Source organism: Roseovarius sp. SCSIO 43702 (assembly GCF_019599045.1).
Taxonomy (GTDB): Bacteria; Pseudomonadota; Alphaproteobacteria; order Rhodobacterales; family Rhodobacteraceae; genus Roseovarius.
In genome coordinates, this window is record NZ_CP080623.1 from 1281499 (window position 1) to 1301868 (window position 20370).

The 20370-nt window shown below is 61.2% G+C and carries 21 protein-coding genes; 15 read left to right on the forward strand and 6 right to left on the reverse strand.

What is annotated here, in order from left to right; genetic code table 11:
• Window positions 1-129 precede the first annotated feature (129 nt).
• The 4 genes from qatA to qatD are packed head-to-tail and all read left to right on the forward strand — an operon-like array spanning window position 130 to window position 5085.
• A complete protein-coding gene (qatA, locus tag K1T73_RS06150) occupies window positions 130-2085 on the forward strand; it encodes a Qat anti-phage system ATPase QatA (RefSeq protein ID WP_220603085.1) in 1956 nt (651 codons plus the stop codon).
• On the forward strand, window positions 2085-2987 hold the full coding sequence (qatB, locus tag K1T73_RS17985; RefSeq protein ID WP_310794410.1) for a Qat anti-phage system associated protein QatB: 903 nt from the start codon (window positions 2085-2087) through the stop codon (window positions 2985-2987). The genes qatA and qatB overlap by 1 nt, the downstream gene beginning before the upstream one ends.
• A complete protein-coding gene (gene qatC, locus K1T73_RS06160; protein WP_220603087.1) occupies window positions 2984-4333 on the forward strand; it encodes a Qat anti-phage system QueC-like protein QatC in 1350 nt (449 codons plus the stop codon). Before qatB ends, qatC begins: the two co-directional genes overlap by 4 nt.
• Complete coding sequence (qatD, locus tag K1T73_RS06165) at window positions 4330-5085, forward strand: Qat anti-phage system TatD family nuclease QatD (RefSeq protein WP_220603088.1); 756 nt, start codon at window positions 4330-4332, stop codon at window positions 5083-5085. Before qatC ends, qatD begins: the two co-directional genes overlap by 4 nt.
• 318 nt (window positions 5086-5403) lie before the next feature.
• Here qatD and K1T73_RS06170 read toward each other — a convergent pair whose 3' ends face one another.
• The gene (locus K1T73_RS06170) at window positions 5404-5754 is read right to left on the reverse strand and encodes a helix-turn-helix transcriptional regulator (RefSeq protein WP_220603089.1); all 351 of its coding nucleotides are present in this window, start codon (window positions 5752-5754) and stop codon (window positions 5404-5406) included.
• Between the two features lie 63 nt (window positions 5755-5817).
• On the opposite strand from K1T73_RS06170, the gene K1T73_RS06175 reads away from it, so the two are divergent.
• Together K1T73_RS06175 and K1T73_RS06180 are read left to right on the forward strand one after the other, a co-directional pair.
• Window positions 5818-6669, forward strand: a complete 852-nt coding sequence (locus K1T73_RS06175) for a cation diffusion facilitator family transporter (RefSeq protein WP_220603090.1) — start codon at window positions 5818-5820, stop codon at window positions 6667-6669.
• A gap of 162 nt (window positions 6670-6831) precedes the next feature.
• Complete coding sequence (locus tag K1T73_RS06180; RefSeq protein WP_220603091.1) at window positions 6832-7464, forward strand: tyrosine-type recombinase/integrase; 633 nt, start codon at window positions 6832-6834, stop codon at window positions 7462-7464.
• 486 nt (window positions 7465-7950) lie between these two features.
• Here K1T73_RS06180 and K1T73_RS06185 read toward each other — a convergent pair whose 3' ends face one another.
• Together K1T73_RS06185 and K1T73_RS06190 are read right to left on the reverse strand one after the other, a co-directional pair.
• Window positions 7951-8256, reverse strand: coding sequence for a transposase (locus K1T73_RS06185; RefSeq protein WP_220603635.1), 306 nt, complete (start codon window positions 8254-8256; stop codon window positions 7951-7953).
• Between the two features lie 115 nt (window positions 8257-8371).
• Complete coding sequence (locus K1T73_RS06190) at window positions 8372-8779, reverse strand: c-type cytochrome (protein WP_051491831.1); 408 nt, start codon at window positions 8777-8779, stop codon at window positions 8372-8374.
• A 134-nt stretch (window positions 8780-8913) separates the two neighbouring features.
• On the opposite strand from K1T73_RS06190, the gene K1T73_RS06195 reads away from it, so the two are divergent.
• The 9 genes from K1T73_RS06195 to K1T73_RS06230 all read left to right on the forward strand — a co-directional run bounded on the left by K1T73_RS06195 (window position 8914) and on the right by K1T73_RS06230 (window position 18277).
• A complete protein-coding gene (locus K1T73_RS06195) occupies window positions 8914-9312 on the forward strand; it encodes a hypothetical protein (protein ID WP_220603092.1) in 399 nt (132 codons plus the stop codon).
• 72 nt (window positions 9313-9384) lie between these two features.
• Entirely contained in the window at window positions 9385-10914 is a 1530-nt protein-coding gene (locus K1T73_RS06200; RefSeq protein WP_043768002.1) for a multicopper oxidase family protein, read from the forward strand.
• 124 nt (window positions 10915-11038) lie between these two features.
• Window positions 11039-11167 (forward strand): hypothetical protein, encoded by a 129-nt coding sequence (locus tag K1T73_RS17825; RefSeq protein ID WP_259400461.1) that lies wholly within the window; start codon window positions 11039-11041, stop codon window positions 11165-11167.
• A gap of 16 nt (window positions 11168-11183) precedes the next feature.
• Window positions 11184-11570, forward strand: coding sequence for a DUF302 domain-containing protein (locus K1T73_RS06205; RefSeq protein ID WP_220603093.1), 387 nt, complete (start codon window positions 11184-11186; stop codon window positions 11568-11570).
• Window position 11571: 1 nt separating this feature from the next.
• The gene (locus tag K1T73_RS06210) at window positions 11572-12246 is read left to right on the forward strand and encodes a TVP38/TMEM64 family protein (protein ID WP_043767996.1); all 675 of its coding nucleotides are present in this window, start codon (window positions 11572-11574) and stop codon (window positions 12244-12246) included.
• On the forward strand, window positions 12243-13553 hold the full coding sequence (locus tag K1T73_RS06215; protein ID WP_220603094.1) for an APC family permease: 1311 nt from the start codon (window positions 12243-12245) through the stop codon (window positions 13551-13553). Before K1T73_RS06210 ends, K1T73_RS06215 begins: the two co-directional genes overlap by 4 nt.
• A gap of 67 nt (window positions 13554-13620) precedes the next feature.
• Complete coding sequence (locus K1T73_RS06220) at window positions 13621-15954, forward strand: heavy metal translocating P-type ATPase (RefSeq protein ID WP_220603095.1); 2334 nt, start codon at window positions 13621-13623, stop codon at window positions 15952-15954.
• 512 nt (window positions 15955-16466) lie between these two features.
• Entirely contained in the window at window positions 16467-17672 is a 1206-nt protein-coding gene (locus K1T73_RS06225) for an AAA family ATPase (protein WP_220603096.1), read from the forward strand.
• Window positions 17669-18277, forward strand: coding sequence for a DUF4276 family protein (locus tag K1T73_RS06230; RefSeq protein ID WP_220603097.1), 609 nt, complete (start codon window positions 17669-17671; stop codon window positions 18275-18277). Before K1T73_RS06225 ends, K1T73_RS06230 begins: the two co-directional genes overlap by 4 nt.
• 338 nt (window positions 18278-18615) lie before the next feature.
• Here the strand turns inward: K1T73_RS06230 and K1T73_RS06235 are convergent, their stop codons facing one another.
• From K1T73_RS06235 to K1T73_RS06245, 3 genes are all read right to left on the reverse strand, one after another.
• Window positions 18616-19014: a hypothetical protein gene (locus tag K1T73_RS06235; protein ID WP_156943934.1), complete on the reverse strand. Its 399-nt coding sequence runs from the start codon at window positions 19012-19014 to the stop codon at window positions 18616-18618.
• Window positions 19004-19354: a hypothetical protein gene (locus K1T73_RS06240; protein WP_043774813.1), complete on the reverse strand. Its 351-nt coding sequence runs from the start codon at window positions 19352-19354 to the stop codon at window positions 19004-19006. The genes K1T73_RS06235 and K1T73_RS06240 overlap by 11 nt, the downstream gene beginning before the upstream one ends.
• Window positions 19355-19602: 248 nt before the next feature.
• A complete protein-coding gene (locus K1T73_RS06245; RefSeq protein ID WP_220603098.1) occupies window positions 19603-19998 on the reverse strand; it encodes a hypothetical protein in 396 nt (131 codons plus the stop codon).
• Window positions 19999-20370: the final 372 nt, after the last annotated feature.

Below are 20370 nucleotides of genomic sequence, written 5' to 3' on the forward strand. Positions count from 1 at the left end.
ATGAGACTGGCCGCCTAAGCTACAGGTTGTGACAGCCATTGATCATCCCCGCTTCGTTTGTTCTGATGAAAACAATAGGTCTGCGCTTAGACCGCTCTCGGCTTTGAGCTTAGTAACGGGCATGCATCTTTGATTCTGACAGACAACGAAACAAAAGTAGATCTCCTCAACAACGAGGCGATCGCCAAAACGATTATCGAACTTCTTAGAAAGCGGCCTGACGAGGCTGTGACGATCGGTGTGCACGGCGATTGGGGCGCAGGCAAATCAAGCGTGTTGGAGATGATAGATGACGCATTGAGCGGTAGCGATGATGTCCTTTGTATCAAATTCAACGGCTGGCGTTTCCAAGGTTTCGAGGACGCGAAGATCGCCCTTATAGAAGGAATCGTGACGGAGCTGATCGAGCAACGTTCGTTGGCGACTGAAGCCGGGGAGGCAGTCAAAAATATTTTTAGACGGATCGACTGGCTCAAGGTCGCGCGGCATGGCGGCGGCCTTGCCTTCACGGCTTTGTCCGGGACACCTAATCCCGATCAAATACGCGCAGCTATTGGCAGCGTGAAAGGCTTACTCGACGATCCGACCGAACTCGCTACCAAGGAGAAATACGAAGCCGCGCTGGATGGCGTGCAAGGCTTGCTGAAGCCGGATGAGTCAAAACGCTTACCGGAGGAGATCGGTGCATTTCGGAAAGCCTTCGACGAGTTGCTCGACAAGGCAGGCGTTGAACAGCTGGTCGTGCTGATCGACGATCTCGATCGGTGTCTGCCCGATATCGCGATCGAGACATTGGAAGCGGTCCGCTTGTTCGTTTTCACGAATAGCACTGCGTTTATCGTGGCGGCGGACGAAGCGATGATCGAATATTCCGTCCGCAAGCACTTCCCCGAATTACCCGATACGACGGGTCCGCGCGATTATGCGCGGAACTATCTCGAAAAGCTGATCCAAGTGCCGTTCCGAATACCGGCCTTGGGCGAGACCGAGACCCGCATCTACGTGACGCTCTTATTGATCGGTGCGGAACTCGGCGAAGGCGATGAAGACTATGCGAAACTGATCGCGGTCGCGCGCGAACAGCTCAAGAAGCCGTGGGAAGCCGGCGGTCTCGATGCGGCCACGGTGAAGAAGACCCTGGGCAACCTCGACACCGGGGTGTCCAACGCACTCACGCTCAGTGACCAGATCGGTCCCATTCTCGCCAGCGGGACGCAGGGCAATCCGCGGCAGATCAAGCGGTTCCTGAACACTCTGCTCCTGCGAAGCCAGACCGCCCAAGCCAGAGGGTTCGGTCGCGATGTCCGATTGCCGGTGTTGGCGAAGCTAATGCTCGCAGAACGGTTCATGTCGCGATTGTTCGACCAGATCGCAACGGTCGCGGCGAAAGATGAAGATGGGCGCTGCGAGGATCTCGCGCGCTTAGAGGCCGATGACCCTCCCGTCGAGAAACCGAAGAAGAAGGCCGCTAAGGGGTCCAAAATCGCGTCCTGGGAAGATGGGCAGAAGAAACCCGAACCAGACTTCGACAGCGCGATGCTTTCCGAATGGAAAGGGTCGGAGGTCATCCGGTCTTGGGCGAGGCTGTCGCCCAAGATCGGGGAAGAGGATCTACGGCCCTATCTTTTCGTCGCGAAAGATCGAAAGGATTACTTTGGGGCCGCCTCCGTGCTTGGTCGGTTGAGCGCGGTGGTCGAGAAGCTGATGGGCTCTAAGCTGGCGGTCCAAGCATACGAGGGTGAGTTGCGCCAATTAGCGCCTGCCGAAGCGGGACAGGTGTTCGAGGAATTGCGGGGCCGGATCATGGGCGGGGATTCGTTCGAGACGCAACCAGCCGGTGTGGCTGGGATGACGGTGCTCGTACGGGCACACGATATCCTGCAGGCAAACCTCCTCGACATGCTTGAGAGTTTGCCGGCTGATCGATGCGGTCCTTGGGCCGCTTCGGGCTGGGCTGGGGTGATCAGGGGGAGCGATTTCGTCACCCGTCTCGACGGCCTGCTCGCTGGCTGGGCGGAGACAGGGTCCAAGACCCTCAGGGCGGCTGCGAGCGCTGCGACGCGCACGGGCAAAAGGGGGAGCTGATGGGGACTTCGAACGCATTCGGGGGGGCTTCTGGCGGCACACCGTTGGTCCCGAGCTGGCTGGACGGAGACGGCGACGGTGAGGCGGGTGGAGACGCGCCTGACGGAGATGGCGCACCGGCCGATGGCGGTGATGACGACGCGCCGGACGTTACGCCCTCAGGGCCGCCTGCCGCGCCCGCAGACCGCCCGCCGGTGGTTCTGGCCCCGACCAACGATCGGTTTCGTTCGGCACGAAGCAATTTCACGCGGTTCGCCGGGTCGGGTGGTAGCGACCGGCGGAGCCTCGGTAGGGCGGTGTCGCAATATGTGTCGCGTTCGGCAGGCGGAGCCGGGTCGGCCGCGCGCCGGATGGGATCTTCCCGCAACACCGCTTCGGGCTTGCTCGGTTTCTTGGGAAATGCCCGGGCGAATGGCGCGCAAGAGGCCCTGCGGTCGCTCAACCTCGAAAGTCTCGCAGGTCGCCCGGTGGAGGAAATCTTCGCCGGGTTGGCGGACTACGTCTGTCCCGACGGTGGATCGATCGACGAGGGTATTGCCCGTGACGCATTCATCGAGACTATCGCCGATCTTGCGGACGCAGGTATAACCGATATCGACGGGCTGACATCGGGGCAAATCCAGACCGTCTTCGAACTCTACGCGTCACACACCATCGAGGCGCGGATTTGCAACGATATCGGCACGCGTGTCGTGACGATGCCGGCCGATGCCCGGACGGTCGAGAGTATCGAGTCGCAATTGTCTGAATTTATACAGCGCGGCGTGAGCGACGCGGTCAATGCGTCCGGGGTCGATATCGGTGCACTTTCGCAGGATCAGGTCTCGAGTTTCGTGGACAGCGTGTACGAGGCGGCGTTCGAGATGCTCGAGGCGCTCGGAGAAAGCGAGGCCGAGCCATGAGACGGCATCTCTTGATCGGACGGTTCGGGTCAGGGGACAACGTCGGCGTCCCGGCGGCGACCGATGAGGTCGTGTCTGAGCTCGATCTCTTGGTCGGCAACCGTCTCGGACACGGGATCGGCTACGCCCTCTCCGACATGGCCGACTTGAATCTCGGACCCGACGAGGTCGCGGTCGATCTGATGGTGCTGGCCGCTCATATTCATGCTGCCGACACGCGGCTCGCGCGCAGCACAGAGTCACAGGACGGCTGGTCTCGAGAGATCAGGCTTGTCGTGCCGGTGAGCGATCCGACGCTCTGGACAGGGGCGGCGGCCATCATTAAGCGTGCCCTCGACTTCCTGACGGGCGATCGATGGCAGGTCGGCTTCAGGGCGCGCCCCGAAGCCAGGGAGTTGCTCGCGAAGCCGCGACCGCAACCTTTGCTGCCGGTGCCGTTCAACGCGATCAATTTGTTCTCCGGCGGCCTCGACAGCTTGGTCGGCGCGATCGATACTCTCGAAGCCGGCGACATACCCTTGCTCGTGAGCCATGCCGGTGAAGGTGCGGTCAGCAAATCACAAGAAAACTGTTACGAGGTCCTGAAAGACACGTATCCCGACGCTGCATTCGACCGGCTGCGCATCTGGATGACGTTCGGAGGCGGCCTCGTCGAAGGTGTCGAGTCCGAGAGCACCACACGCGGGCGATCCTTCTTGTTCTTCTCCCTTGGTGTGGCGGCGGGTGCCGGTCTCGGCAAGAAGTTCGTTTTGCGGGTGCCCGAGAACGGCCTCATCGCCTTGAACGTGCCTCTCGACCGGCTACGGTTGGGCGCGTTGAGCACGCGCACGACGCATCCCTTTTACATGGCTCGTTGGAACGAACTCCTGGCCGCACTCGGGATCGATGGCGTACTCGTGAACCCTTATTGGGATAAGACTAAGCGTGAGATGGTGAACGAATGCGCTAATCGCGATGTCCTGAATGAAGCCGTCGAGCATTCGCTGTCCTGTTCGTCTCCCGCGAAAGCGCGATGGAAAGGTGAGCCGCAAGGGCATTGTGGATATTGCCTTCCCTGCCTGATCCGGCGGGCCTCACTGGCTGAAGGCGACCCAACGGAGTACGGGATCCCGGATCTACTGGCGCATACGTTAGACACGCGCCAAGCCGAAGGACAGCAGGTGCGGTCCTTTCAATTGGCGATCCAACGATTAGCGCGCCGTCCCGAACTTGCGCGTCTGCTGATCCACAAACCTGGCCCACTGTCCGACCATCCCGACAGGATCAATGCCTATGCGGACGTTTATCGCCGGGGATTGGAAGAGGTTAGGGAGATATTGGACGGTGTGAAGACGGCGCCCTCATGACCGATCGCAGAACCACACGATTGATCGATTTCCATTGCCATCTGGACTTGTACCCTGATCATGCAGCAGCGGTCGCGCAGCGCGAGCGGGAACGCGTGTTTACGCTGACGGTGACGACGACTCCGAAAGCTTTCCCGCGCAACAAGGAATTGGCGGATCGCACGAAGTATGTGAGGGCGGCACTCGGGCTTCATCCGCAACTCGTGGCCGATCGAGCGGAAGAATTGTCGGTCTGGAAAGAATACCTTCCCACGACACGATATGTCGGTGAAGTGGGTCTGGACGCCGGCCGAAGGTTTTACGGATCGTTCGATCGGCAGAAAGCTGTCTTCGCGGAGATCTTGAGCGCGTGTGCCACCGCTGGTGACAAAATACTCTCGGTGCATAGCGTCCGCTGCGCGAAAGTCGTGCTCGACATGATCGAGGCGAGATTGCCAATTGGAACGGGTAGGGTCGTGCTTCATTGGTTCACCGGATCCGCCGCCGAGGCCCGGCGAGCCGCAGAGATGGGATGCTATTTTTCAATAAATGCTGCGATGATGGCAAACGATCGATCCGTTAAGATCGTAGGGTCACTTCCAAAGGATCGAATTCTGACGGAGACAGACGGCCCTTTCACCCATCAAGAACTAACCGACCGCGCGTCAGCCGACGTAATGCCAGCGAGAGACAGCCTTGCCAATCTATTTGGAATGGAGCGTGAGGGCATGGATTCCCTGCTCATCGACAATCTAAAGGCGCTTCTCAGCTGACACTCGGCAGCCGCCCACTTCCGGGAAACTTGCGCAGATTAGAATTTGGCTCTGAAGTCGCACCATTCATCCAATCGCGTCGCATCACAAAACTATGAGAAGGTGACAGCCGGATAGCTAAGATCGGCCCATTGCCGACCTTGGGGCCGCGAGACAACGCCGCGGCGCAGCTTCACCGAAGCAGTCGTTCGCGCGTCGCGCAGCATTTTCCAAGGTCCAAGGTCCGCTGAGCGGGACAAAGGGTGCATTCGCTGCGGATGCGCAGATGGCTGCTTCAGGTTTGGCGCACCGATAGGACATTGCAGCAGGTCGCGCCGGTTAGTCCGTATAGCTTTGGCAGGCATCAACTCCGTTGGCTGTCGAGGCAAGTAGCTGATCTGCATCACGGATGAGATCGGCGACCCGCCTGTCCGCCAGACGATACCGAACGAAGCGGCCTTCGCTGCGGCGACTGACCAGCCCGCATTCCAGCAGACAGCGCAGATGGTTCGAGACGTTGGGCTGACCCAAACCCGTATGCCCGACGATTTCCTGCACGTTGCGTTCGTCCGACACCAGCGCATCGAGGATCGTCAGACGGCTGGGATCGCTTAGGCCCCGGAAGAGCTTTGCCCGCAGTTCCAGTGTATCGGGTGCCGAAAGATCGTCTTGAATGTTTTGCGCTGTCATATCATTATCCACTGATACGTTAGCAGCGTACCTTTTCGCCCGCCACCACAAAAAGGATCGCACATGAGCCAGCCCGATAACAGCAAGTTGGCGACAGCCTCCTCCCCGATCCGAATGCGGGTGCAAGGCATGGACTGCGCGAAAGATGCCGCCGAGATCGAGCGCGCGGCCCGGTCTGCGGGCGTGGCCGAAGGCGACGTGAAAGTGTCCGCCGCCACCCACATCATGACATTGCGGATCGCGGACGGCGATCTGCCGAAAGTGCGGCCCGCGCTCGACGCGACCGGCTACGGTTTCGAGAAGATCGAGGACGGCGATACATCGTCCGATCCGGCCTACAAGGACCCGAGCTATCGCCGCGCGCTCTGGATCGTGGTCGCGCTCAATCTCGGATACGGCGTGGTCGAAATGTTCGGCGGGTTCTTGTCCGGTTCGCAGGCGCTGAAGGCAGACGCGCTCGATTTTCTGGGCGATGGTGCGATCACGTTTCTGGGCCTGCTCGCCATCGGCTGGAGCCTGACATGGCGGGCGCGGTCGGCGATGATCCAAGGCGTGTTTCTGGGCTTTCTGGGCCTTGGCGTTGTCGGCAGCACGCTCTGGCGTGTCCTCAACCAGACCACGCCAGAAGCCGGGTTGATGGGAGCCTTCGCGGTAGGTGCGCTGATCGTAAACATCCTCGCGGTGCTGCCGCTGCTAAAGCACCGCAAGGGTGATGCCAATATGCGAGCCGTCTGGCTGTTCTCTCGCAACGACGCCATCGGCAACCTCGCCGTGGTCATCGCCGCCGGGCTGGTCGCGTGGCTTGGCAGTGCATGGCCCGACCTGATCGTTGCGTTCGCGATCGCGGGGCTTTTCCTGCATTCGTCGTGGATGATCATCCGCGATGCCCGGAGTGACTTGGTGGAAGCTGACTAACTCCATCATGGTGCGACGCGCCGGACGAAAGCCGACATTCGCGCGCCCCGCAGCATCGGTGAGTCTGGGCTCGAAGCCGACCTTCGCCGCAGATCGATGGTATAGTTGGGCGTCGGCGAAGTTCCGAGGACGTGGTGGGGCCGGTGGAGTGGAGGAACCGCCATGTCTACCGCCAACCTACCAGCAATCCGTGCCTGCCGGCCCGCTTGGAACAAAGGGCGCATCGTCGGCCAGAAGCGTCCGCTGCAGCCGAAGGATGTTTGGGCTATCAGGGTCCGGCTGGAGATCGCCCATCGGACCCGAGAACTGGCGCTATTTAATCTCGCCATCGACAGCAAATTGCGTGGCTGCGACTTGGTACGGCTCAAGGTCGCCGACGTCTACGCGGCGGGGCAGGTAAAGCACCGCGCTGCGATAGTTCAGAGCAAGACAAGCAGGCCCGTCAGTTTCGAGATTACCGATGGGACCCGCAAGGCAATCGAAGCTTGGCTCGAATCCCCGTTAATGGTCGGGTCGGAGCATCTCTGGCCGGGAAGGTTTCACGAACGGCTTCACATTTCGACGCGGCAGTATGCTCGCCTCGTCCGGGACTGGGTGACAGCTATCGGTCTCGAGCCGAGCGCCTACGGCACCCATTCCATGCGCCGCACCAAGGTTGCGCAGATTTATCGGAAGACTGGCAATCTTAGAGCAGTGCAGCTCTTGCTTGGCCACACAAAAATGGACAGCACCGTGCGCTACCTCGGCGTCGAGCTTGAGGATGCGCTTGCGATCGCAGAGTCGGTAGAGATCTGAGCGCCAGGGGCCGGTCCGTCGCGGCCGGCCCTGAGCTGCCGCTCGAGGGCCGGCCCATCGCTGCCGCGCAGCTACCCCGAACCAGTCATTCGCGGCCAAGTGCAGCATGTTCTGGCAGCCCAAGGTCAGCAGTGCGGACTTTCCGGTCGTTCGGCGACTTACCGATGCAACTGCAGCTTGACGATGGAGTCGCTCGCAACCGCAGCACGCAGGGTTCTGCGCCGCGGCGCAGATCACGGAAGCGGTCGTTGAAGGCTGCGCCGGACCAAGGAACCTAATCCCACCTTTCGCTGCGCCTCGTCGCAGCGCCGCCCATACGGGCAAAGCGAGCTTTCTCCGCAATTGAACGAACGGACGCTCTTAGATTTCGGCCTCGCAAGCGATGTCTCCGCCTCACGCGGGATCAGCAGACGGCTTAACATCCCAGGGGAGCAGTGAGCCAATCCTGCTCGCCGGGTGGTCAGCAGAGATGGCTTCGAGGCAGACCTACAGGTAGGCGTCGGGGTCGACGCGGCCGTCATCGATGAATGTCTGCTGACCGCCCCACTGGCGATGGATGTAGGTCAGCTTCTCGCCGAGGCGTGACTTGGCCGAAATTCGGAGACGTTGTGCCTGCAGCCAGGCTCCGAACTCAGCGACGAAGAGTCCGCTACGGGCGTCACGAGCGGACAGTCGTTGGTAGGCACCCATGCCACGGATCTCCGTCTCAATGCGGTAAGGCTCGGCAATCCGGTGCAGTCTCTTGGCGGCGAACTCCGGTTCGTCGCGGTCGAAGACCGCTAAAGATCCAATTACGACTGAAGTTCAGTGTTACAAATCCGTTGTTCCAAGTAACGTTACAGGGCCCCTTCTTGTCCTTGAAACCGGACGAGAAGGATACCGGATGCGGCCTCCGTTTCGTGCCCCCTCATCCGGAGCGCGAGACTTCCAACTGATAGGTGCGCTCGCGCTCCGGCCATGTGCTCTTGATGTAGTCGAGCACGGCACGGATCTCCGCATCGCTCAGTACGTCTGCGAAGCCGGGCATGTCGCTCTCGTATCCGCCACCGACCACGGCGGCGGTGCCTTCCTTAACGATCCGGAACAGGACCTCGTCGGGATGGTGCCATGTGTGGCCGCTCTCGTCGTGCGGCGGTGCGGGCAACCGGCCGGATGCGAGCGGCGTACGCCAGTCGGGCTGGCCCTCCAGGTCCGCGCCGTGGCAGGCGGCGCACTGATCCGCATAGATCTGGCGTCCTTGCGCGATGATGTCCGCCGACGCCACGGCGGTGGATGCGGTACCGGCATAACGCCAGCCAGCAAAGACCGCGAAGATCACACCTCCGACGACCAGACCGATCCCGACAGTATTTCGGAGAGCTTTTTCAAGACGTCTGTCCCCGATCACTGCGGAATAACATTCGCGTTTGGTCGAGACCACGTTGTGCCAGCGGCGAGGCGCCTGTCACAATGGACATTCTCGTGAGCAATGCCTATCTTTGCAGCATGATCGCACGTGTCATCACCATGCTTGCCATACTCGCGATCACCGTGGTGACGACGGTGACCTCCGCGCATGCGACACGCATGAGCATGAATTCCGGTGTGGATCACGCGATGCATGTCGCCGACATGATGCACTCGCCGGTCATTTCGGGCCTCGGCTGTGAAGCTGGAGAGCACTCTGGGTCGGCCGATGCCGAGATGTGCGAGTTCGTCTGCGCAGGCCTCTCGGCCTTCCTGACTTCGGCAGGCGGGGAAGCCGGGCAAGCTCACGGCGCCGCCAGTCATGACGTCCCGTCCGCGGCAATCCACGTCAGCCGTGCGCCGGGACTGAACGAACGCCCTCCGAAACTCCGTCTCCTCTGAGCGCGCCCGGGCCGACGCCCGCGGCGTCCCATCGGTATTGATGAACGGGACATAAGTCCCGAGGAGACGACAATGAACACGCTTTCACGCCGCGGCTTTCTTGCCGCAAGCGCCGCCGCCCTTGGCGCGGCACAGATGCCCCACATCGCCTTCGCGCAAGGGATGGCGCCGATCAGCCTCTCCGCCGCGACCCGGACCCTCGATATCGACGGGCGCGCGGCAACGGTCTTTGGCCTTGCCGGCCTCGGCGGTCAGGGACTGATCCTCAACCCCGGCCAGAGGTTCCGGATCGATCTGACCAACGATCTCGATGTCGGCACCATCATCCACTGGCACGGCCAGATCCCGCCGAATGCGCAGGACGGCGTGCCGGACATGCCGATGCCCCTTCTCGCACCGGGTGAAACCCGATCCTATGACTTCGAGGCACGGCCGGGCACCCACTGGATGCACAGCCATGTGCCCACCCAGGAGATGCAGCTGCTCGCCGCGCCGCTAATCGTGCGCTCGGCCGAGGACGTTGCTGCCGACCGGCAGGACGTCGTGATGTTCCTGCATGACTTCTCGTTCAAGGCTCCCGAGGAGGTTCTCGCCGAAATCGGCGCGGGCCATGGCGGCGGGCACGGCGCTGGCCACGGTGCAGGTGTGCAACCCGATCAAGGCGCTCCCATGGGAGGCATGGGGGCGATGCAGGGCATGGATCATGGCGCGATGGGCCATGGCGGCATGGGCAACATGGGTGGGATGATGGGCATGGGCGGCCAGATGGGCGGCATGGCCATGGACCTGAACGATTACGACTGGGACGCCTATCTCGCCAATGACCGGACCCTGTCGGACCCCGAGGTGGTGCAGGTCGAGCGTGGCGGGCGCATCCGGCTCCGGGTCATCAACGCCGCCGCAGCGACCGTGTTCTGGATCGACACCGGCGGTGCCGAGGCACGCCTGGTTGCGGCGGACGGGCACGCTGTCCAGCCTCTATCGGGCACGCGGTTCGGGCTGGCGATGGGCCAGCGGCTCGACATCGAGATCGACCTGCCGAACGAAGGCGGCGCCTGGCCGATCCTTGCACTGCGCGAAGGCGCGCGGGAGCGCACCGGCCTTATCCTCGCCACGCAGGGTGCCGAGGTTCGGCGCCTCGATGACATGGCGGAGACCGCGGCTCCCGCGTTCGACACCGATCTTGCGCAGGAGGCGCGCCTCATCGCGCTGGACGCCCTGCCGGATCGACCCGTGGACCGCAGCCAGATGCTGATGCTGGGCGGTTCGATGCAGCCGTACGTCTGGACGATAAACGGGGCAGTCTGGGGCCAACACCAGCCAGTCGCCGCGCGCAGGGGCGAGCGGGTCGTGCTGTCGTTCCACAACATGTCGATGATGGCCCACCCGATGCATCTGCACGGGCATGTGTTCCAGGTCGTCGGCCTGAACGGACGGCGTGTCGCCGGTGCGCTGCGCGACACGGTTCACGTGCCGCCGATGTCGATGGTCGACGTGGCGCTCGACGCGGGCGAAGCCGCGCGCTGGATGCTGCATTGCCATCACATGCCGCACCTTGCGACGGGGATGATGACCGAGTTCGCGGTCACGGCGTCGGTCTGATCCGGGCGGGGCGTCCAGACAGGGCGCCCCGACGTCCCGACACCGATCCTGTGCTGTCCTGCCCCATGTTGTCGTGAGGGCCGGTCAAAAGGCGCACCTTGCGGGTGAAAATCAGGAGGATGAGATGATGACCTGGAACGACATGGGCTCTGGAATGGGTTTCGGAATAGGGTTTGGCTGGCTCTTCGGCCTGCTGATCCTCGTGCTGGTGGTTTTGGCCATAGCGGCACTGATCAAATACCTTCGGAAGTGAGAAAAAGGACTTGGAAATGACCTACACGATCAATCGAATGATCGCCGACGCGGGTATCGACGACATCGACGCTCGCACACGAAAGGCGCTGGCGGATCATGGCTTTGGTGTCCTGACAAAGATCGACGTCAAGGCGACCATGAAAAAGAAGCTCGATGTCGAGATGCCAGCCTATCGCATCCTCGGCGCCTGCAACCCCAAGATGGCGCATCAGGCCATCGGGATCGAGCCGCGCGTCGGTGCGATGTTGCCATGCAACGTCATCCTGCGCGAGGTCGACGGTGGCGTGGAAGTCAGCGCCATCGATCCTGTGGCATCGATGCAGGCGATCGAGAACGCCGAACTGACGGCCGTGGCGGGCGAGGTGCGCGCCCTCCTGGCGAAAGCCATCGAGGCGATCTGAGATGAGCCTGCGCGCCGCCATCCTCACGGGCCTTGCGATCCTCGGGATCGGACTGCTCGGCATCTGGTTGGTCGCGCCCTCGGTGTTCGCCGAGGCTCGCGGACTTCTGGACGGCGAACGTCTGGAAACGCTGGTGGCGCGTGCGGGTCTCTGGGGGCCGGTCCTGATCGTCACGCTTATGACCATCGCGGTCGTGGCCAGCCCCATCCCGAGCGCGCCGATCGCACTGGCGGCCGGAGCGGCCTACGGACATCTCTGGGGAACCGTGCAGGTTGTCATCGGCGCCGAGCTCGGGGCACTGATCGCCTTTGGGCTGGCGCGGGTTCTGGGGCATGACGCTCTGCGGCGGGTGTTCGGCGCCCGCGTCGATGCCGGGCTGCTCGGCTCGCAGAACGCTCTAACGGCGACGGTCTTTGCCAGCCGCCTGATGCCCTTCGTGTCTTTCGACATGATCAGCTACGCGGCCGGACTGAGCCGATTGCACGCCTGGCGTTTCGCCGTCGCAACACTGGCGGGGATCATACCGGCAAGCTTCCTGCTGGCGCATTTCGGCGGTGAGGCGGTTAGCGGAGACCTCGGGCGCGCGACATGGGCGGTGCTCGGACTCGGGTTTCTGACGGGGTTGCCGCTGCTCTGGCTGGCGCTGCGGCAAGAGCCTGAAAAGGGAAACCCATGAAGAAAAGCGACTACGAGAAGAACAGCATCACCCTTCCTGGTGCGGTAGCCATGGGCACCGGCGTGATGATCGGCGCGGGCATCTTCGCGCTGACCGGCCAGATCGCCGAACTCGCCGGGCCTCTCTTCCCGCTCTCGTTCGTCGTCGGCGCCATCGTGACCGCCTTCAGCGCCTACACTTATATCAAGATGTCGAACGTATACCCTTCTGCGGGCGGCATCGGGATGATCCTGAAGAAAGCCTACGGACCGACGACGGTCGCGGCGGGCGCAGCCCTTCTGATGGCGCTGTCGATGGTCATCAACGAAAGCCTCGTCGCTCGCACTTTCGGAACCTACACCCTGCGAGCCTTCGGCGGCGATCCGGACAGCATTCTCGTGCCGGTCCTCGGCGTGGGGCTGATCGTCTTCGCCTATCTCGTGAACGTCTCTGGCAACCGGTCGGTCGGGCTGCTGTCCATTATCATGGCCATTCTCAAGGTGGGCGGCATTGCGCTGTTCGGGGCGGCCGGTCTGTGGGCCAGCGGCATCTCGTTCGAAGCGTCGGGCGGAGATTTTCGTGCGGGTGGGTTCGTAGCGTCGGTCGCGCTGTCCATTCTCGCCTTCAAGGGGTTCACGACCATCACCAACAGCGGCGCCGAGGTGACCAATCCGCATCGGAACGTGGGCCGGGCCATAGTCCTGTCCATCGCCATCTGCGTCGTCGTCTACCTGCTGGTCGCATTCGCGGTCGGCTCCAGCCTGCCGCTCGATCGCCTCGTGGCGGCGAAGGACTACGCGCTGGCTGAAGCGGCCCAACCAGCCCTCGGGCAAACCGGCTTCTACCTGACGGTGGCGCTGGCGCTGGTGGCAACTGCCTCGGGCCTGATCGCCAGCGTGTTTGCCGTCTCGCGGATGCTGGCGATGCTGACGGACATGAAGATGATCCCGCACAGCCATTTCGGGATGCCAGGCACGATCAAGGACCACACGCTCGTTTACACCGTCGTGATCGCAGGCTTCCTGACGGTCTTCTTCGACCTCAGCCGCATCGCCTCGCTCGGGGCCTTCTTCTATCTGGTGATGGACATGATCATCCACTTCGGCGTGTTCCGGCATCTGCGCGAAGAAATCGGCGCTCGGGGCTGGGTGTTGCTGACGGCAATCGCACTTGATGCCGTGGTGCTGGCCGCCTTCGCCGCGATGAAATGGCAGTCCGACCCCTTGATCGTCGTCCTGGGTGCGATCGGCATGGCGCTGGTGTTCCTGTTCGTCGGGATCTTCCTCGCACGCAATCCCGCCCCGGAAGGCGCTCACGACCACCATTGAAAAGGGCTTGAGCTTCCAACGGCTGGAGGCCGCAAGCTGAAACGAGATACCGAAAGGCTGGCAGACCATGGAGCACGATCATCATCACGCGGCGCCCGACATTCCGGCGGGGACCGAGACGGCGAAGGATCCGGTCTGCGGGATGACGGTCGCGGTCAAACCGGACGGGCGTCACGCCGCGTTCCAGGGCGAGACCTTTCATTTCTGCTCAGAGAAGTGCCAGACGAAGTTCAAGGCGGATCCGTGGTTCTACGCTTCGGGCCGGGCCGCCCGGCAGAAGAAGGCTGCTCCGGCCAACGTCCAGTACACCTGTCCGATGCATCCGGAGATCGTTCGCGATGCGCCAGGGTCCTGCCCGATCTGCGGCATGGCGCTGGAGCCGATGGTCCCATCGGACGAACCCAGCGAGGAGTTGACCGACTTCACGCGTCGGATGTGGATTTCGGCGGCGGCGGCGGTGCCGCTCATCATCCTGACGATGGGTGAACTGGTCGCGCTGCCAGTGCGCGACTGGATCGGGCATCAGACCGCAAGTTATCTCGAGTTCGTGCTGGCAACGCCGATCATCCTCTGGGCCGCCTTGCCTTTCTTCCGGCGCGGCTGGGACTCCATTGTGAACCGCAGCCCAAACATGTGGACGCTGATCAGCATCGGCGTGGCGGCGGCCTACCTTTACTCGCTCGTCGCGACGTTCCTGCCGGGGGTGTTTCCGGAACAGTACCGGATGGGCCACGGCGTCGGCACCTATTTCGAGGCGGCGGTGGTGATCGTCGCGTTGGTCTTCGTGGGCCAGGTGCTGGAATTGCGCGCCCGCGAACGCACCGGCGATGCGATCCGCGCGCTTCTGGATCTGGCGCCGAAGACCGCGCGGCGGATCCTGCCGGACGGCACTGAATACGATGCGCCGCTGGAGAACATCATGGAGGGCGACCGGCTGCGCGTCCGTCCCGGCGACGCTGTTCCGGTCGACGGCACGGTGATCGAGGGCCGCTCGTCGCTGGACGAAAGCATGCTGACCGGCGAGTCGATGCCCGTAGAAAAGGGCCCGGGCGATGCGGTGACCGGCGCCACGATCAACAAGAACGGTTCCCTCGTGATGGAGGCGGCCAAGGTCGGGTCCGACACCGTGCTGGCGCAGATCGTCGCCATGGTGTCGAACGCGCGACGCTCGCGCGCGCCGATCCAGGGGCTGGCCGACCAGGTGTCGGCGGTGTTCGTGCCGACCGTGGTCGCCATCGCCATCATCGCCTTCATCGTCTGGATGATCTTCGGTCCGGAACCCGCGCTGGTCTTCGCCATCGCCTCTGCAGTGTCCGTCCTCATCATCGCGTGCCCCTGCGCGCTTGGCCTTGCGACGCCGATTTCCATCACCACGGCCGCGGGGCGCGGCGCACAGGCGGGCGTGCTGATCAAGGACGCCGAGGCGCTGGAGCGTATGGCGGGTGTCGATACGCTCATCGTCGACAAGACCGGCACGCTGACCATGGGCAAGCCGAAGCTGACGGAGGTTGTGGCGCTTGGCGACATCACCGAGACGGAACTGCTGTCGCTGGCTGCGGCGCTCGAGCGCGGCTCGGAACACCCGCTGGCCGAGGCCATCGTCGAGGGAGCCGAGACACGGGGCGCCGCGCGCCAAGAGGCCACGGACTTCGAAGCCGTCACCGGCAAGGGCGTGCAGGGCCGCGTCGGCGCGCGCGCGGTGGCGCTCGGCAACGCGGCGATGATGCAGGAGATGGGGCTTAATACTGCGCAGGCCGAGGCAAACGCCGACACCCTGCGCACCGAGGGCAAGACGGCAATGTTCGTCGCTCTTGACGGCGCGCTCGTTGGCATCGTGGCGGTCGCCGACCCGATCAAGGACACCACCGCGCAAGCCATCAGGGAACTTCATACCCAAGGTCTGCGGGTCATCATGGCGACCGGCGACAACGAGCGCACGGCACAGGCGGTGGCGGGCAAGCTTGGCATCGACGAAGTGCGCGCGGGCATCCTGCCCGAGGCGAAGAAGGAGCTGATCGACCAATTGCGCCGAGAGGGCCACAAGATCGCGATGGCCGGCGACGGGGTGAACGACGCACCGGCACTGGCCGCCGCCGATGTCGGCATCGCCATGGGCACGGGCGCGGATGTGGCGATGGAAAGCGCCGGCATTACCCTGCTGGGCGGCGACCTGATGGGCATAGTCCGGGCGCGCAAGCTGGCCCGCGCCAGCCTGCGCAACATCAAGCAGAACCTGTTCTTCGCCTTCGCCTACAACGCCCTTGGCGTCCCCATTGCTGCCGGGTTGCTCTACCCCGTGACCGGCCTGCTGCTCTCGCCGATGATCGCGGCGGCGGCGATGAGCCTGTCGTCGGTCTCAGTGATCACCAACGCCCTGCGGCTGCGCCGGATCGATCTTTGACCCGACAGCACACCAGCTGACTTCGGATTCGTTTTTCGTTGCGTAGACGCGTTCCCAATGATCGTTCGGCTCATCGGTCATTATGGCCTCCAGAGTTCTGCGCGAACCTATCATCTTGTGCAGCTGCCACGCCGCGTGAATGTCCGAAGTGTTCGCTGCTGCGACGCAGCAAGGATTTGGCAATTCTGCAATGGGGTCGAAGCGGTCATGCGGCGGGGCGGCAACCAATTCCGACTGTCTTGGCCAAGTCCGCTGTCGCTTCCGGCCCCGACCTGCCGCTCATGGACAGCGCGGCGAATGACCGCTCCCCAACCAAGGCTGAATCGAGATTATGTGAGGCAACCGGAACCAACAACATTCGTCATGCCGGTGCCGAACGCCAGCTTCCGGTGCAAACACATGAGCTGAAAAGATCATTCCGACGATTGCAGTCCAACGACTGATGCATGAGCATCATGTCTTAACGATGGATTGTGGAGAATGATCAGACCGTGTAACTTCAGCCGACTAAAATGAGGGTAAGCACATTGCGGATATCGAGAATCGAGATCAAGAACTGGCGGAATTTTCGAGGTGCGAGAGTATCGAACGTTTCCGATATTGTATACCTTCTGGGGCCCAATGCAGCCGGCAAGTCCAATTTTCTTGATGTAATGCGATTTCTTCGTGATCTCGCAAAGTCAAAGGGTGGGGGGCTTCAAGAGGCAGTTGAGAGCCGAGGTGGCATCTCAAAAATACGTTGCTTACACGCGCGAAAAGATACTGAAGTATTGATCGATATTGATGTTACCGAAGGTGATGGGTTGGCCGGGTGGAATTATATAATAGGCTTTAATATTCCAAGCGCTGGATTTGAGAAGAGCCGCCGGCCCATTATAACGAGAGAGATTGTTAACCGGATCGGCATCGATGGCGAAAAAACGAACCTCCTGAATCGCCCCAATGCTGAGGACGACGCCGACGATGCGCAACGTCAGCAAACTTATCTCGAGCAAGTCAATACAAACAAAAAATTCCGCGAACTGGCAGATTTTTTTGGATCAATAACCTATTACCATCTGGTTCCTCAGTTGCTCAAATTTGGTGATGAAATAAGTGGGCGAATTTTGGATGATGATCCGTTTGGACAGGGGTTCTTACTTCGAGTTTCTTCAACCCCTGAGCGCCAACGTAACTCCCGTCTGAGGAAAATTGAGAAGGCGCTGCAATCAATAGTTCCACAGCTGGAAGATCTGAAATTCATCCAAGATGAGATTACTGGACGGCCCCACTTGGAAATAAGATTCAAGCACCATCGCCCACAAGGGGCAAAACAGAGAGAAGACCAGTTTTCCGATGGAACTCTTAGGTTGATTGCGCTTTTTTGGCTGTTGCAAGAAGCAGGAGATGCGCCGTTACTCCTTGAGGAGCCCGAGCTATCGTTGAATGAAGAAGTAGTTCGACAATTGTCGTATTTAATAGAGACTGTGCGACGTCGGAAGTCGAGTAGCTCAGGCCGTCAGGTGCTTATTTCTACCCATAGCTATGCTCTTCTGTCGAATCCAGGCATTGATGCTGACGGAATAATCGTAATTGAACCGTCAGACAATGGATCTACGACCCGAAAGGTAAACAAGTCTGAACAAGCCGCTCTATCTGCTGGCCTTTCGCCAGCGGAGGTTGTGCTGCCGCATGCACGTAGTTTGGGAATTGGTATGCAACTGAAGCTTGATCTATGATCGCTTATTACTGTGTTGAGGACCCATTAAGCCGAGCGGTGCTCGTGCGTTTGTTGCAAAGTCTTCTTGGCGAGGTTTACCTGACGGAACTGCAAGGAGATCAAGGCGGATATGGCTGGATCAAAAAGAAGCTCAACAACTACTGCACACTCGCGCGACATCAGCAAGTCTTTATCCTAACTGACCTTGATCGCGCCGTGTGTCCGCCGAGCCTTCGCAGAGATTGGCTTGGCAGCGCTCAGCTGACCGAACCGCTTCCAGCGAAAATGAGCTTTAATATCGCGGTAACCGAGGTCGAAGCGTGGCTTTTGGCAGATCACAACAACCTAAGCAGCTACCTCGGTGTATCTACCAACTTGTTTCCAGAAGATGCGGAGATTGACGACCCAAAGGAATTCCTACTCCACTGCGTTCAGCAGCACGGAAATCGGCAATCAAGAGCTGAGCTACTACCGATTGGGAACTCCAAGGTCGGCTTGGGATACAATAGTTTCCTTAGTCGGTTTGCGATGAAATATTGGGATTTCCTTGAGGCATCCGAACGTAGTGTCAGCCTACATCGTGCAATCGAAAGGATTATCGCAATTAGGTCATTGGGGCAATAAAATAATGCGTCGACGAAATACTTCCTCTATACGCGCCTGATGTCGCTGGATGTTGTAGAGCTCCGGATGGCGATTCTGTTTTCTTGAAATTGCCGAAAAATAGATCAACGCTTTAGAACTTTGCTGCGCCCAGTTTCTGAATATACCCGACATTCGAGAGGAACGCAGCGAACGCCCGCTCCCCGCCCATTTTGGCGATGTGAGCGAGGGCGCAGGTACGATCCATAGCCCTGTCGAACGGTGGATGGGACTCGCGCACCTGACCGGCACAGTCTGTGGAGGTTCCGAGAAAAAAGGGGCGGCACATGCCGCCCTTTGCTTCTTGTGTCCGTGCTCGTTTACCGCGCTCGCCAGCTACGCAGTGCCGCTTCGATGCGCCCATAGGCCTGCAGCATCTCGTGGTGCGAGTGCCTTCTGTCGCAGCATTGGTGGGCGTAGGTATCCGCGCCGGTATGTCTTATCTCATAGCTGAGTGCGAGGAACGCTTCGCGTGCCGCCGGGCTTGGCGGATCAGGATGTCTTGGGGACGTCATCACCGTGATGCCTGCGATCTCACGGCCGCATTGGACGTAGTGCCGGTCGATCCAGACGAGGGCCGACGGTAAGCGGTACTTCTGGACCAGCCAAAGCGTGACATCGCAGATGTCCTGCTCGAGACCGAATTCCTTCGGATAGACACTCAGGCGGCGCTGTCTCGCGATCTGCAGGGCACATCGCGGTGCGGGCTTACCCGGCATGGCGGAACCTCGCGAGCAGTTCGCTGACGCGCGCGCCGTGCCATCGTGTCATGTCAGATGCCGGCAGGCTGCGCTCATGGCTGATCCGATCGAGCGCGGAGGGTGCTTGCTCCGACAGAATGCGACGGATGTCGCGCAGCGCCTGTTCGACGGCATCGGCATCCGGGAACCTTTCGGAGATCGCACCGTGCAGATCGCAGAGAGCGTCGAACCCGCTCCGGTCGTCGAGCGCATCCAGGAGGTCGCAGAGACCAGCGCCGTGTCGGCGCAGGTGATCCTCTGTCGCTGCCACTGCGTTGAAGCGAGCCTGGCTGGCGTCGAGTTTGGTGGAGTTGAGCATGATTTTCTCCCTTTCATGCATGAAGAACGGTACTGGTTGTGCCTGATTCATCGGCGTCATGGTCCGTGCGTCGCGGGGGAGAGATGGGTCGGGCTGGCTCCTTTCGGTTGGTGACTTGTCCTGATGACGAGGACATTGGCCATTCTCCGGGAGCACGAAGGAAAAAGTGGTAGGCTGGCCGATTTTTCTTGTTGAGCGGCTGCGTCACGCCGGCCGCCGCGCTGGACGCGTGACGGCCGGGGCGAGCATCAGAGGATCCGGCTAACTTCGCGTGGAGTGATCCCCGCGCCGCGCAGCACATCATCGAGACCGTCAGCGAGCAGGCAAAGTTCGGGCACGATCGGGTCCTCGGGCTCGAGAAGGCCGAAGCATCCTTCATTGCCCCACTCATCTTCACCGGCCTCATCGAGGAAAAGGATCGCGCGCAGCTGGAGAAGCAGGCGCCGGAGACGGTGGGTGATCGACCCGGGCTGTTCCAGGCCGTCGCGGATCGCGTTGAGGAGCCGCGCGCCGCGCCGGTCTGCGAGCAGAACGGCTGCATTGCCGAGCGCCTCGTCGTGCTGGGAGAAAAACTCCCTCAGTGCCAGCTCGCCGGCCGACATCGAGCGGGCTTCGATGCTGGTGGTTGCTCTCGAATGAAACATGGAGACCTCCTTGTGTTTGTTTCGTCCGGGCTTCGTCCCGGGTCAGGAAGGAGGGGAGGTCCTTTGTGCTGTCCGTCGCTGTGTCTCCCGCCGCGGCTGGAGGGCGCCAAATCAGCGAGCTGTCGAATGTTGGATGGTCACTGCTTCGGGAGACCTCGCTTGTTTCGTCTGTCACAAGCGAGATTGGCCGGATGCTCTGGAGGCGAAGCATTTTTCCGGGTAGTCAGGAAAAAATGCTTCGTTCTCGCGGCGTCATCTTTGTCGCGCGCAGCAATGAAAATCTCTAATTCCGGGTGTAAATTGCCGCCCCGATTAGCACTGGAACGACACTATCGTGCACCAGGTATTTAAGGCCAACACCTTAGGCACGAT

What these genes read in the sequence shown, in the direction of transcription:
- qatB (WP_310794410.1), top strand. Translation starts at nt 2,085, where the DNA reads ATGGGGACTTCGAACGCATTCGGGGGGGCTTCTGGCGGCACACCGTTG.
- qatC (WP_220603087.1), top strand. Translation starts at nt 2,984, where the DNA reads ATGAGACGGCATCTCTTGATCGGACGGTTCGGGTCAGGGGACAACGTC.
- qatD (WP_220603088.1), top strand. Translation starts at nt 4,330, where the DNA reads ATGACCGATCGCAGAACCACACGATTGATCGATTTCCATTGCCATCTG.
- K1T73_RS06170 (WP_220603089.1), bottom strand. Translation starts at nt 5,754, where the DNA reads ATGACAGCGCAAAACATTCAAGACGATCTTTCGGCACCCGATACACTG.
- K1T73_RS06175 (WP_220603090.1), top strand. Translation starts at nt 5,818, where the DNA reads ATGAGCCAGCCCGATAACAGCAAGTTGGCGACAGCCTCCTCCCCGATC.
- K1T73_RS06180 (WP_220603091.1), top strand. Translation starts at nt 6,832, where the DNA reads ATGTCTACCGCCAACCTACCAGCAATCCGTGCCTGCCGGCCCGCTTGG.
- K1T73_RS06195 (WP_220603092.1), top strand. Translation starts at nt 8,914, where the DNA reads ATGGACATTCTCGTGAGCAATGCCTATCTTTGCAGCATGATCGCACGT.
- K1T73_RS06200 (WP_043768002.1), top strand. Translation starts at nt 9,385, where the DNA reads ATGAACACGCTTTCACGCCGCGGCTTTCTTGCCGCAAGCGCCGCCGCC.
- K1T73_RS17825 (WP_259400461.1), top strand. Translation starts at nt 11,039, where the DNA reads ATGATGACCTGGAACGACATGGGCTCTGGAATGGGTTTCGGAATAGGG.
- K1T73_RS06205 (WP_220603093.1), top strand. Translation starts at nt 11,184, where the DNA reads ATGACCTACACGATCAATCGAATGATCGCCGACGCGGGTATCGACGAC.
- K1T73_RS06210 (WP_043767996.1), top strand. Translation starts at nt 11,572, where the DNA reads ATGAGCCTGCGCGCCGCCATCCTCACGGGCCTTGCGATCCTCGGGATC.
- K1T73_RS06215 (WP_220603094.1), top strand. Translation starts at nt 12,243, where the DNA reads ATGAAGAAAAGCGACTACGAGAAGAACAGCATCACCCTTCCTGGTGCG.
- K1T73_RS06220 (WP_220603095.1), top strand. Translation starts at nt 13,621, where the DNA reads ATGGAGCACGATCATCATCACGCGGCGCCCGACATTCCGGCGGGGACC.
- K1T73_RS06225 (WP_220603096.1), top strand. Translation starts at nt 16,467, where the DNA reads ATGAGGGTAAGCACATTGCGGATATCGAGAATCGAGATCAAGAACTGG.
- K1T73_RS06230 (WP_220603097.1), top strand. Translation starts at nt 17,669, where the DNA reads ATGATCGCTTATTACTGTGTTGAGGACCCATTAAGCCGAGCGGTGCTC.
- K1T73_RS06235 (WP_156943934.1), bottom strand. Translation starts at nt 19,014, where the DNA reads ATGCCGGGTAAGCCCGCACCGCGATGTGCCCTGCAGATCGCGAGACAG.
- K1T73_RS06240 (WP_043774813.1), bottom strand. Translation starts at nt 19,354, where the DNA reads ATGCTCAACTCCACCAAACTCGACGCCAGCCAGGCTCGCTTCAACGCA.
- K1T73_RS06245 (WP_220603098.1), bottom strand. Translation starts at nt 19,998, where the DNA reads ATGTTTCATTCGAGAGCAACCACCAGCATCGAAGCCCGCTCGATGTCG.